This is a genomic window from Rhodococcus sp. 2H158, from assembly GCF_053764755.1.
Window position 1 is genome coordinate 35,563 of sequence record NZ_JBSNCE010000032.1, and the last position, 14,546, is coordinate 50,108.

1 protein-coding gene is annotated in these 14,546 nt (G+C 67.9%); it reads left to right on the forward strand.

Translation table 11 applies throughout. The features are described 5' to 3' along the window. Positions 1 to 783: 783 nt before the first annotated feature. Positions 784 to 14,541: an amino acid adenylation domain-containing protein gene (locus tag ACWPOB_RS24670; protein WP_455402426.1), complete on the forward strand. Its 13,758-nt coding sequence runs from the start codon at positions 784 to 786 to the stop codon at positions 14,539 to 14,541. Positions 14,542 to 14,546: the final 5 nt, after the last annotated feature.

Genomic DNA, 14,546 nt, shown 5'->3' on the forward strand with positions numbered 1-14,546 from the left:
AATGTGAGAAACCGCGTGACCGGAATCGAAGGGACGATCGAAGTTGTTCCGCCGATTCGCGAAATTCTGCATTTACCTTCCGAAATCGAATTCGGCGAGGAAATCGCGTACCCCCACTCGGTCGAAAATCCTTTCCGCGCCCGTGCACCCGAACACCGACGCAGAGCAGACTGGAAGACGGTTGTACGCCCGGAATCACGGAGTCGAATTGGCGTAACTTCCGGAATCACACACTCCGGGTCCGAAAATTCCCATACGTTTCTCAACGTTGTGCCCTGAGTGTCAAAAGAGGCAGGGCGGGCTGCGCACCGATCACGACAGAACGGTCCGGACTCTTCCCACCTTGCCGATATGGCATCCCGAATATTGCGACACGAGCAGGCGGGAGCCTATGCTGTGCAAGCACGCCGGCTCACACAGCCGCGGGAATTACACCGGCCGTCGCAGGGAACGGGCCACCCCGCTTCCGGTGCGACGGCCCGGACCGGGGCGCACGCGGAAAGAAGGTTGCGCATCGGCATCTTCTCTTGCACCGATATCAGCCCGCCCGCCTGAATTGCCACCGATTGTCGGTGGCAATTCGGTGAAGGGCTGTGCCCGTTCCTGAAACCTCCCACGAGCGCCGGCCGAGACTGTGCGCCCGTTCGTTCGTCGCGCACAGCGTCCCGCATCGGATGCGCCACCGTCTTTTCCAGGACACAAGGGACCGATATGGCCGCCCCATCCCTACGCCACCACGCACATCCATTCCCCGATGGTCGGATCCCCCCCGAAGCGTTCCCCTTGTCACCGGCTCAGTACGGGATCTGGTTGGCGCAGCAGCTCGCCCCCCAGGTCCCCTTCGTCATCGCCCAGTACGTGGAATTTCCCGGGCCGTTGGATCTCGATCTGTTGCGAGCCGTGTCCGAATCCGCCGGTCGCGAGTTCGAGACCGTCTTCCTGCGCCTGATCGAGATCGACGGGCGCCCGTTCCAGATCGTCGATCGGGAACTCGACTTCCGGACGGAGGTTCTGGACTTCCGCGACCGGCGTGAGCCGAGGGCCGCCGCCGAGGAGTGGCTCCGGCGAGACGTCGAACACCCGGTCGACCTGCTCGCCGACCGGATGTGCAAGATCGCGGTCCTGTGCGTCGACGACTCCGACTTCCTGGTCTACGTCAAAGCCCATCACATCGTGCTGGACGGCTTCGGGGCAATGATCCTGATGAATCGGGGCGCGGAGTTGTACGCCGCCGCACTCGAGGGCCGCGCGGCGGACGCCGGACCGTCGACAGACCTGCGCACCCTGTACGAACGGGACCGGAAGTATCGAGCATCGCGCAGGTTCGCCGCCGATCGTGACTACTGGTCGCAGCGGATGCTGGCCGCGCCCAACGGAACCGGAGACACCGCAGTGCCTCCGGCCGTCACGTCCCTCGTCGAGACTGCGGAGTTGTCCCCAGCCGCCTCCGATCACCTGCAGGGGTCCGCCAAGACGATGAACGCAACGCCGACGGCGGTCGTTCTCGCGGCTTTCGCATGCTTCTTCTCGCGGCTGTCCGGCAGCGGCGACGTACTCGTCAACATCCCCGTCTCCGCTCGCACAACCGCACAGCTACGACATTCGGCCGGCATGTTGGTCAACGTCGTCCCGCTGCGGATCGCGGTTCACGCCGAGGACACGCTCGGTGAGCTGGTCGGGCGGATGCAGCTCGAACTGCTGGGAGCGTTACGCCATCAGGGCTGCGGGATCGAGGACATCCGACGCTCCACGGGGAACGCGGTGTCCCGCTTCTCGGTGCCACTCGTCAATGTGATGCTCTTCGAGCAGGAGCTGGGACTGGGCGCGGTCACCGGTACCGTCCATGTCCTGTCCCGGGGACCGGTCGGCGATCGAATGATCAGTGTCTGTCCCGGCGGTTCACCGGCGACGACCACGATCGAATTCCGCGCCAATCCGAATCGGTATCGAGAAGACGAGATACGCCGGCAGTGCACCCAGATCGCGGAACTTCTCGAAGAATTCGTCACTGCGGATCCGGGAACCCCCCTCGGCTCCATTCATCGCACGAGCGCACGTGAGGCGGAACGCCGCTTCCGGGACGCATCGCTCGTGGACTACTGGACATCGACGCTGGCGGGGCTGCCCACGCCGCCGGAGCTGCCGATCGGCCCCTCGCCGATCCGCAGTACGAAAGGTCCTGCGACAGTTCAGTTCCCGCTCGACGACGACTCGTGCCGCGCCGTGGTCGCGCTGGCCGCCGAGCAGCACGTCGATTCGTTCGTCGTTCTGCATGCCGCGGTGTCGGTACTGTTGGCACGCCTCGGCGGTGTCGACGACGTCGCGATCGGCACTCCGGTTCCGCGCACCGGAGTATCCGACGCCAAGGTGGACGATGCCGTCGGCACCCTCGTCCTGCGTGCTCGTGCCGGTTCCGCGACGAGATTCGACGACCTGGTTGCGCAGCTCGGCCGAACCGACCGGGATGCCTTCGAACATGCCGACGTGTCCCCGCGACGCCTGGCCGAGGCACTGGGTCCGAGTCAGGACGGGACTCGGTCACCGTTGTATCGGGTGACGCTCGAACATCACGTCGAGGCACAGTCTTCCGCCGGCGAGCCGGATACGGGCACGGCAACGACCTACGACAGCATGTGCTTCGGCATGGCGGACCTGCAGATCTCCGTGACCGAGCGGCGGGACCGCATCACCACCGGCATGAGCATGAGCATGCGGTATGAGACCGAGGCGATCGACGAGGGGACCGTCTGCGGATTCGCGAACCGGTTCACGCGGATTCTGACGGCGATCTCGGCGGATGCATCCGTGCGGATCGGCGACATCGATCTGCTCGGCCCGGAAGAACGGGAGACTCTGGTTCCGGCGCGCGGTCCGGACGGAGTCCCGGTGCGACGTCTGCCGGACATCCTCGCGGCTGCGGCGTCCGCGGACCCGGAGGCCGTTGCGGTGTCGTGTGGGGAGGTCCGGATCTCCTACCGAACACTCGACGAGCAGACGAACCGACTGGCGCGGCGCCTGATCGACCTCGGTGCGGGTCCGGAACGCTTCGTCGCGATCGGGATCGAGCGGTCGGCCGACTCGGTGGTGGCGGTATGGGCGGTAACCAAGACGGGCGCGGCGTTCGTGCCGGTGGATCCGACCTACCCGGCCGAGCGGATCGAGTTCATGCTGGACGACTGCGGCGCGGTCCTGGGACTGACGACGGTCTCCCAGCGTGCTCGGATGCCGGAACGCGTGCGGTGGGTGGTACTCGACGATCGCCGGATGGCCGACCCGCCGGCCGGGCGCGAGACGACGGTGGCCGATGCGGACCGCGTGGTGCCGCTGAGGGCGGATCATCCGGCGTACCTGATCTACACCTCGGGGTCGACGGGGACGCCGAAAGGTGTCGTGATCACGCATCGCGGACTGGCTAACCTCGTGGCCTTTGCGGCGGTATCGGCCGAGCCGGGGGCGCGCGTATGGCACGGCGCGTCGCCCAGTTTCGATCTGGCAGTGCTCGAGATGCTCCTCGCGTTCGGTGTCGGGGCTCAGCTGGTCGTAGCACCCGCCGGGGTGTACGGCGGCACCGAACTCGCACGACTGCTCGCCGCCGAGCACGTCACGCACTGGTGTACCACTCCGGCGGTCCTGTCCACCCTCGACCCGAGGAGTCTGGACGACCTGGTCTTCGTGATCGTCGGCGGCGAATCGTGTCCCCCGGGCCTCGTGGAGCGGTGGGCACCGGGCCGGCGCATGGTCAACGGGTACGGTCCCAGCGAGGCGACGGTGCAGGCGACAACCGACGATCTTCTGCCCGGCGACGGCGTCGGACTCGGGAATCCGGGGCCGGGATTCGAAGCGATCGTGCTCGACGCACGCCTGCATCCCGTACCCGTCGGCGTCGTCGGGGAACTCTACCTGTCGGGACCGGCTCTGGCGCGGGGGTACCACCGCCGGTTCGGGACCACCGCGACGCGGTTCGTGGCGGATCCGTTCGGGGCACCGGGGCGGCGGATGTACCGCACCGGGGACCTGATGCGCTGGTCGACCGGGACGAGCGCACCGGTCGGCGGAACCTCGCTGCTGCGGCTCGAGTACGTCGGACGCGCGGATCTTCAGGTGAAGCTGCGAGGCCGGCGAATCGAGCTCGGCGAGGTGGAGGCGGCGTTGCTGCGCCACGACCGGGTGGGTCAGGCAGTGGCGGTGCTCCGGGTCGACGGTGGAATCGAGCATCTCGTGGGCTACGTGGTGTCCCGCCCGGGCGAGGTCGTCGACGGGGCAGAGGTACAGAAGTCGGTGGCGACCGCGCTGCCCGACTTCCTGGTGCCCGCGGTAGTGGTGGCGCTGGCCGCGATGCCCGTCACCGCCAACGGCAAGATCGACCGGAATGCACTGCCGGTCCCGACGTTCGGAGGATCGGCGTACCGGCCGCCGCGCACGGCGCTGGAACGGACCCTGGTTGGGGCATTCGCCCAGGTACTCGGCGTCGCTCCCGACCGGGTAGGCCTCGACGACGGCTTCTTCGACCTCGGCGGGGACTCGCTGCTGGCCACGGGACTCATCGCCCGGATCCGCGCGACCCTACGGGCCGAGGTACCGATCAGGACCGTCTTCGAGGCCCCGACCGTCGCCGGACTGGTACTGCGGCTCGCGGAGTGCGGTGTTGCGCGGCCGCCGCTCGTCCCGCAGCGGCGCCCGAATCGGATTCCGTTGTCCTACGCCCAGAGCCGACTGTGGTTCATCCACCGTTACGAGGGGCCGTCGACGACGTACAACCTTCCGATGGCGGCGCGTCTCCGCGGGGAAGTGGACGTCGCGGCCATGGTGGCGGCCTTCACCGATGTGGTCACCCGCCACGAGAGCCTGCGCACGGTGTTCGGGGAGGAAGAGGGCGTTCCCTTCCAACGGATCCTGCCGGTCGACGAGGTCACGCTGTCGCTCCCCGTGACAACGGTTTCCGGCGAACTCATGGCCGACGCGGTCGGGGCGGAGGTCGCGTACCGCTTCGATCTCTCCACCGAAATCCCGATACGCGCGGCGCTGCTTCGGCAATCTCCCGACGAGCACGTTCTGGTGCTCGTGCTCCACCACATCGCCGGCGACGGCGCCTCCATGGTCCCCCTGGTGCGCGACGTCATGACCGCATACGCGGCCCGGGCCGCAGGATCGGCGCCGAACTGGGATCCGCTGCCGGTGCAGTATGCGGACTACGCGCTGTGGCAGCGGGAGATGCTCGGTACGGAGACCGATCCGGACAGTATGCTCTATCGCCAGTTCGAGTACTGGCGAGCAGAATTGGCGGATGCGCCGGAGCAGCTCCGCTTGCCGACAGACCGAATCCGGCCTCCGGTGCAGTCGTTCGAGGGCGGAACGGTCGAGTTCACCGTCGATGCGTCGCTGCGGGAAGCAGTCGACGAGCTGGCCCGCTCACGCGGAGCGACCACATCGATGGTGATGCAGTCGGCACTGGCCGTGCTACTGCACAAGCTCGGCGCCGGAACCGACATCCTCATCGGCGGTCCGGTAGCGGGCCGTACCGATGAGCTGCTGGCCGACCTGGTGGGATTCTTCGTCAACTCCTGGGTGCTGCGCGTCGATCTGTCCGGACTCGACGATTTCACAGCGGTTCTCGACCAGGTGCGGGCAAAGGCGCTGGCCGCGTACGAGAATCAGGACGCGCCGTTCGAACGCCTCGTCGAACTGCTCAATCCGGTCCGGTCCACCGCGCATCACGCATTGTTCCAGGTCGCGATGGCGTTGCAGAACAACCCGCTTCCTGTCCTCGACTATCCCGGGCTCCAGGTCGCGATGGAGCCGGTGACGGCCGGCGTGGCCCGATTCGACCTGTTCTTCAGCCTGTCCGACGTTCCGGCGACACCGCATTCGCCCGGAGGGATGCGGGGAACGATCGAGTACGCGAGCGATCTGTTCGATCGCAGCACCGTGCAGCAGATCGCGGCGCGCTTCGTCCGGGTTCTCACGTCGATGGTGACGTGTCCGCAACGCCGCTTCGGCCTGGTGGACCTGCTCGAACCGCACGAGCGCGTGCAGGTGTTGCGGGAGTGGAACGGCACGACGGTGACCGTTCCGGACACAACGGTACCGATGCTGTTCGCCCGGCAGGTGTCCGCCGACCCGGATGCGGTGGCGCTCACCTCCGGTACCGAACAGTGGACGTATCGCGAGTTGGCGGCTCGCGCGACCCGATTGGCCCACCGGTTGATCGACCTCGGCGTGGGCCCGGAGTCGGTCGTGGCGGTCGCCCTGGATCGTTCGGCGGCATCGATCGTGGCCCTGCTGGCGGTGTCGACGGCCGGCGGCGCGTATCTGCCGATCGACCCGGGCTATCCCGGTGAACGCACCAGGTTCATCCTCGAGGACGCCGCCCCTCTCCTGGTGCTGAGCGACGCTGTCGTCGCCGGTCGATTGCGGTCCCCGGCATGCCCCGTGCTGTTCCTCGACGCCGGCGGAGCATCGCTCGGCGACCCGACGCCGCGAGTCGGTCCCGTCACCGATTCCGATCGGCGAATGCCGCTGCGTCCCGAGCATCCGGCATATCTCATCTACACCTCGGGCTCGACCGGCGTGCCGAAGGGCGTGACGATCACCCACCGCAATCTCGTCCACCTGGTCTCGCACGGCTGGCCCGCGAACCGGCCGCGGGAGCGGATGTCGATGACGTCCTCGCCGGGTTTCGATGCGTCCGTGTACGAAATCTGGCCGGCCCTGCTCACCGGCGCCGAGCTCGTGCTCGCCCCGCCCGGGCCGGCAGATCCGATGGGTATCGCGCAGACGGTGCTCGACCACGGTGTCACAGCCGTGTTCGTCTCGACTCCGATGTTCCATCTGCTCGCCGATCCCGGCATCGCCACGGACGGGGTATGGGATCACGTGGACCAGGTGGTCACGGCTGGTGCGGCGCTGTTCCCGGCGGCGGTCGACCGCTTCCGCACCGCGCATCCCGGCCCCCTCGTGGTCAACGCATACGGACCGACGGAGACCACCGTCTGCGCCACCCTGTATCCGGTGCCGATCACCCACGAACCGGGCAGCAGCTCGGTGCCGATCGGAACACCCATCGAGGGCGTGCAGGTGTTCGTGCTCGATGCCGGCCTGCAACCGGTACCGGTCGGGGTGCCCGGGGAGCTGTACCTGGCCGGCGCGGGCGTCGGACGCGGCTACCACGGCCGGCCGGCGATGACGGCGAGCCGGTTCGTCGCATGCCCGTTCGGGGCGCCCGGGCAGCGGATGTACCGGTCGGGGGATCTCGTGGCATGGCGGTCCCGCGAACGCACGGAATCCGGGCGGGTGAGAGCCGCAGACCTCGAATTCGTCGGCCGCGTCGACGACCAGCTCGAGATCCGTGGATTCCGGGTCGAGCCCGGTGAGGTCGAGGCGGTCCTGACTTCCCATCCCGCAGTCGCACAGGCGGCGGTGGTCCCGCGCGAGGTACCGGGTGACATCGCGAGCACGCAGCTGGTCGGATATGTCGTGCTCGACCGGGACCTGACCCTGCGGGCGGAGGCAGCCCGGGAGTCGGAAGCGGTCGAGCGCTGGCAGGCTCTGTACGACGACGTGTACTCGGACGCGGCGGCTGCCGTCCCCGCCTCACCGGCGCTGTCGCTCGACGAGGACTTCGGCGGCTGGAACGCCAGCGCCACCGGTCGACCGCTGCCCCTCGACGAGATGCGGCAGTGGCGGGACGCGGCCGTGCAGTCGATCCGGACGCTGCGACCGCACCGGCTGCTCGAACTCGGCGCGGGCTCGGGATTGCTGCTCGCCGAACTCGCCCCCGAATGCGGCGAGTACTGGGCGACGGACTTCGCCGCATCGGCGATCGCGTCGCTGCGTGTCAAGGTGGCCGGACAACCGTGGGCGCAGCGGGTGCGGCTGCGGACGCAGCCCGCTCACGTGACCGACGGTCTGCCCGAAGGCCACTTCGACACCGTGGTGCTCAACTCGGTGGTCCAGTACTTCCCCGACGCCGCGTATCTGCTCGAGGTACTCGGAAAGGCACTGCGACTGCTCACGCCCGGCGGGGCGCTGTACCTCGGCGACGTTCGGAACCTGGCATCGTTGCCACAGTTCGCGGCCGGAGTGGAACTCGCGCGTGCCGGCGTGACAGACACCGCATCGGTCGTTCGCGAACGGGTCCGCCGGGCGATGCTCACCGAGCGGGAACTGCTGCTCGCTCCCGAATTCTTCACCTCACTGCCGCAGCACCTGACCGGCATCGCGGGGACAGAGATCCAGCTCGGCCGGATGCACGCGGTCAACGAACTCAGCTGCCACCGCTATCAGGTGATCCTGCGGACCGATCCGGCGCCGGTCCGCTCCCTCGGAGACGCCCCGAGGCAACCGTGGCACCGGTGGGGAACGATGGCGGCCCTGTGCGACCACCTCCGCGCACATCGGCCGGACATGTTGCGTGTCAACGGGATACCGCACGCCGGGCTGGTGCGTGCCGTCGCGCTGGCCGACCGGCTCGACGAGGCACCCGATGGCATGCCGGTGCAGAACCTGCTCGACGGAGCCCCGACGCAAGACGGCTGGATGCCGCACGACTTGGATTCCGTCGGAAAGGAACTCGGATACTCGGTCGCGGTGACCTGGTCCCCCACGCCGGGCGGGATGGACGCCGTCTTCATCGCCGGGGAGACGAACGACACCGATCCCGCCGCCGTGACGGATGTGTATCTCCCGGCGGGACCGATCGGTCCACTCGCCCGATACGTCAACGACCCCGCCGCGAGTACCCGCCTCGACGAGATCCGCCACTTCGTCTCCGAGCGACTTCCGGACTTCATGGTTCCGTCCGCACTCGTGCACATGGCCGCTCTCCCCTTGACCGCGCACGGAAAGCTCGACCATCGGGCCCTGCCGGCACCGGAGTTCGCGATCCCGGGCGCTGACGTCCAGGCGCCGTCGACACCCACCGAGGAGACACTGGCCGCCGTCTTCGCCGAAGTGCTGGGACTCGGGCGGGTCGGAGCGCACGATTCCTTCTTCGCGCTCGGCGGGGACTCGATCATGTCGATCCAGCTCGTCGCACGGGCGAAGGCGGCGGGTGTGCTCATCTCGCCACGAGACGTGTTCGAACACAAGACGGTTTCGGCGTTGGCCGCCGTGGCCACCTCCCTCGCACAGGGTCACGAGGCGCTTCCGGAACTGCCCGGAGGAGGAATCGGCGACATCACCCCGCTCCCGATCCTCCGATGGCTGTTCGAACGCGGCGGTGGCTTCGACCGATTCTCGCAATCGGTGTTGCTCACCCTCCCCGCCGAGGCGGACGAGGCGAATCTGACGGCCGCACTGCAGGCGGTGGTGGATCGGCACGACATGCTGCGCGCACGACTGCACCTCCCCTCGGAGTCCGCATCCGGGTGGTGCCTCGAAACACGGCCGGCCGGAACGGTACACGCGGACACCCTGCTCCTTCGGATACCGGTCGACTCGGTCACCGGCCCGGACTTCACCTCCACCGTCGTGGCGGCACTCGATGCCGCGACCGGGCGACTCGACCCCACGTCCGGGATCGTGCTGCAAGCGGTGTGGTTCGATGCGGGACCGATCGGCAGGTTGCTGCTGGTGGCCCATCACCTGGTGATCGACGGCGTGTCGTGGCGCATCCTGGTGCCGGACCTCGCCACCACGTGGGAGAGGACCGTCGCAGGACTCAAGCCCGAACTCGAAGCCGAGCACACCTCGATGCGCCGATGGGCCCACGGGCTGCGCGAGGAATCCCGCAGCGAAACCCGGCGCGCAGAACTGGATCTGTGGCAGGACATGCTCACGGTCGAGGAGCCTCCCCTGGGCTCGCGGTTCCTCGACACTGCGAAGGATGTCGGTGCCACCCTCGACACGATCACCGTCGACGTGCCGACCGTCACCACCGAGATCCTCCTCACCGCACTGCCGGCCGCCGTCCACGGCGGCGTGAACGACGGTCTCCTCACAGCCCTCGGCGCAGCGGTGATCACGTGGCGCCGCGCTCGTGGACAGGACTCCGATCGGGTCCTGGTCGGACTCGAAGGCCACGGCCGGGAGGAACAGGTGGTACCCGGCGCCGACCTGTCCCGGACGGTCGGGTGGTTCACCACCATGTTCCCGATGCGGCTCGATCTGTCCGGAATCGATTCGTCCGAGGTGTTCGCGACGGGCACGGGAAGGGGTATCGATGCGGTCAAAGCGGTCAAGGAACAACTCCTCGCCCTTCCCGACCACGGCATCGGGTACGGCATGCTGCGCTGGATCGACGACGAGTACCGCACGACGCTCGAGTCCCGTCCCGAACCGCAGATCGTCTTCAACTATCTCGGCCGGGTCGCGACCACCACGTCGGGAAGCGCCCGAGAGGCCGGATGGATACCGATCGCCGACATCGAGCTCGGGCCCGGCACAGATCCGGCTCAGCCGGCGGCCGCCGCAGTGGCGGTCAACGCCGTCGTCGTCGACACGGACACCGGGCCGATGCTGCGCACATCGTTCACGTTCCCGACCGGCGTGCTGGCCACGGACGAGGTCACCGATCTGGCACAACGGTGGCGGCAGGCCCTGATCGCGCTGGCCCTCGACACCACGGTGCCCGGCGCCGGCGGACACACACCGTCGGATCTGTCGTTGGTGCCGCTGTCCCAGCGTGCGATCGACGATCTCGAGCATCGCTATCCGGGGCTCGAGGACGTCTGGCCGTTGACTCCCTTGCAGAGCGGCCTGCTGTTCCACGCCATGCAGGCGGACTCCGTCGACGCCTACACGGTGCAGCTCACCCTGCATCTGCAGGGGCGGATCGACCCGCCGCGCCTGCGGCATGCGGCTGCGGCCGTCGTGGTCCGACACCCGAACTTGCGGGTCGCCTTCGCGCTCGACGAGGGCAACCCGGTCCAGGTCGTCCAGCGCGGGATCGAACTCCCGCTCCGCGAGATCGATCTGACGGCCGTGGACGTCGCCGTCCGCGACACCGAGCTGGACCGGATCCTGACCGAGGACCGGCTCGCGCGCTTCGACACCGCCGTCGCGCCACTGCTGCGGCTGACCCTGATCCGGATGGGACCCGACGACTTCCGGCTGCTGTTCACCAATCACCACCTCCTGCTCGACGGGTGGTCTGCGCCGCTGCTACTGAAGGAACTGCTCGTCCTCTACGCCGGTGCGGGTGACACATCGGTCCTGCCCCCACCCCACGCCTACCGGGACTATCTGACCTGGCTCGCCCGCCAGGATTCCGACGCCGCATGCTCGGCATGGTCCCGCTATCTGAGGGGAGTCGACGGCCCGACTCTGCTCGTCCCGGGCCGGCGAGGCGAGCCGGTGGGGGCCGTCTCCGAGGAAACGTCTCGGACGCTCGGCGAGGATCGGACACGACAGCTCGAGGCATTCGCACGCACGCATTCCCTGACGCTCAACACCCTCGTGCAGGTCGCGTGGGGGATTGTGCTGGCCACGCTCACCTCGCTTCGCGACGTCGTGTTCGGCAGCACCGTCTCCGGCCGACAGGCGACGGTGCCCGGCATCGAGGAGATGGTCGGGCTGTTCATCAATACCGTGCCGGTACGCATCAGCGTCGATCCGAACAGGACCCTCACGGAGTTGCTCGAACGGGTTCGCGCCGAACAGACCGAGTTGCTCGACAGTCACCACGTCGGGCTGGTGGACATCCAACGGGCAGCCGGGCCGGCCGCCGTCTTCGACACGCTGACGGTGTTCGAGTCGTATCCCGTCGACCGGGCCGCGTTGAGTCGGGCCACCGATGTCGCCGGCATGCGCGTGACTCATGTGACCGCCCGCGACTCCGGTCACTACCCCGTTGCACTGATCGCACACACCGACCCCCTGCTGCACCTGCGCATCAGCTACCGACCCGACCTGTACGACCGCGGAAGTGCCGAGCAGATCCTGAGGCGGGTCGTCCGAGTGCTCGACGCCGTCGTCGACGAACCCGAGACGACACTCGGTCGGTTGAACCTTCTCGACGAAACCGAACGCCGGCGCCTGGCTCCGGTCGGGAGTTCCCCGGCGGTCTCGATATCCGAGGCGACGTGGACCGAGATGTTCGCAGGACAGGTGACCCGCCATCGGGACGCGATCGCAGTCGTCGGGAACGGAGAACAACTGACCTATGCAGACTTCGGAGCCCGGATCAGCCGGCTGGCGCGATGGTTGATCTCCCGGGGCGTCCGTCCCGAGGCGCCCGTGATCGTGGTGATGCGTCGATCCGTCGACCAACTGGTGGCGACGCTCGCGATCATCGAAGCCGGGGGCGTGTACGTGCCGATCGACCCTGATCACCCAGCTGAACGTATCGCACGCATCCTCGAGATCGCACAGCCGATGTGCGTGCTGACCGCGGAAGGGATCGAGCTGCCGGGAACAGTGCCTGTGATACGCACGGACGCCCTCGATCTGTCCGGATTTCCTGCGTCCCCCGTCACCGATGCCGACCGGCTCGCGCCGGTACGGCCGGACAACACCGCGTACGTGATCTTCACGTCGGGCTCGACGGGCGCACCCAAGGGAGTGACGGTGACCCACCGGGGACTGACAACTCCGGCGCAGTGGTGTGCGGGTGTCGCCGACTCCGAATCCCGGGTTCTGCATGCAATCTCACCCAGTTTCGACGCGTCGCTGCTGGAGTACCTCACGGCCTTCGCGGCCGGCGGACAGCTGGTGGTGGCGCCACCCACGGTGTACGGAGGCGCCGAGATGAAGGCACTTCTGCGTACCGCGCGGATCACCCATCTGTACATCACCCCCACCGTGCTGGCCACCATCGATCCGTCGGAGCTGGACGAACTCGCATTCGTGTGCGTCGGCGGTGAGACGTGTCCACCGTGGCTCGTCGAGCGATGGGCGACCGGCAGACGCATGGTCAACGGGTACGGACCCACCGAGACGACGGTGATGTCGAATGTCCGCGACCCCTTGGCGGCGGACGAACCGATCACGATCGGCGTACCGATGCCCGGATTCGCCGAGGTGGTAGCGGATCGGCGGATACAGCCGGTGCCGGTCGGGGTGAGCGGGGAACTGTACGTGGCGGGTCCGGGACTGGCCCGCGGGTACCACCGGCAACCGGGAACGACGGCGACCCGATTCGTGGCCGACCCGTTCGGAGCGCCGGGACGACGGATGTACCGCACCGGTGACCTGGTGCGGTGGACAGACACGACCGGGCGACTCGAATTGGAATACGTGGGGCGTTCCGACTTCCAGGTGAAGGTGCGGGGATTGCGCATCGAACTGGAAGAGGTGGAGGCGGCGCTGGTGCGGCACCCCGCGGTCGCCCAGGCCGTGGCCGTGGTCCGCGACGGTGGGCGGGGCGAGCAATTGGCCGCCTACATCGTGCCCGCACACGCACCGGCCGACCCGGCGGAGATCCTCCGTTCCCTGGCGGCCGTGCTGCCGTCGTACATGGTGCCGGTGGCATTGACAGTGCTCCCGGCGATGCCGGTGACACCCACCGGGAAAGTGGATCGGGCGGCGCTACCGGCCCCGGAGTTCAGCCGGTCGGAGTATCGGTCCCCGCGCACCGACACCGAGCGCATCGTTGCGGAGGCCTTCGCGTCGGGGCTCGACCTGGAACGCGTCGGGATCGACGACAACTTCTTCGACCTCGGAGGAAACTCTCTCAGCGCCGTTCGTGTGGCAGCCATCCTGAAGTCGAAACTCTCCGGGGACGTCCCGCTACCGCTGATCTTCCTCGCACCCACACCAGCAGGCCTGGCACATCGCCTGGATACCCATCCCGGTGGGGACACGCCGTCGACGATCGAGGCGCTCGACGTGCTGATCCCGCTCCGGGCGGGGGGCAGCCGTACTCCGCTGTTCTGCGTGCACCCCGCGATCGGTATCTCCTGGGTGTATGCCGGACTGTTGCGGTACCTTCCCGACCGCGCCGTGTACGGCCTTCAGCTCCCCCTTCTCTCCGGCGGGCCGGCCTATGCGTCCCACCACGCCCTCGCCCGTCGCTACGTCGAGGAGCTGCGGGCGGTGCGACCGCACGGCCCCTACCACCTGCTCGGCTGGTCGCAGGGCGGCCTGATCGCGCACCACATGGCGGTCCAACTGCGAAGCGCGGGAGAGACGGTCGATCTCGTGATGCTCGACTACTACCCGATCGAGCGCGCTCGAAAAGAGCTGACTCTCGCGGAGGTTCTCGCCAGTTTGGGTATCGACGCCGACAGCGCCGAGCCCACAGACATTTCGTTCGACACCGCACTCACTCAGGTGAATCGCATGCTCGGGCACGAAACAGGTCTCACACCAAGCGATCTCGAGCACATACTGGGGGCATACGCCGAGGTGCACCGCACCGGACCGGAACTCGGGCTGGAGGTATTCGACGGCGACATGCTGTTCTTCGCTGCCGCGAACTCGTTGGACGACTCGGGCGAGACATCACCGGAGCTGTGGCGGAAGACCGTGACGGGCTCGATCGTCGAGCACGTCGTCGCGGGTGATCACCTGCATATGATGAATCCCGAAGCGACCTCGGTCATCGGCCCGATTCTGGCGGACCATCTCGGTCGAATCGATGAGCGCCGCCGATCTCCCCGGTGACGGGT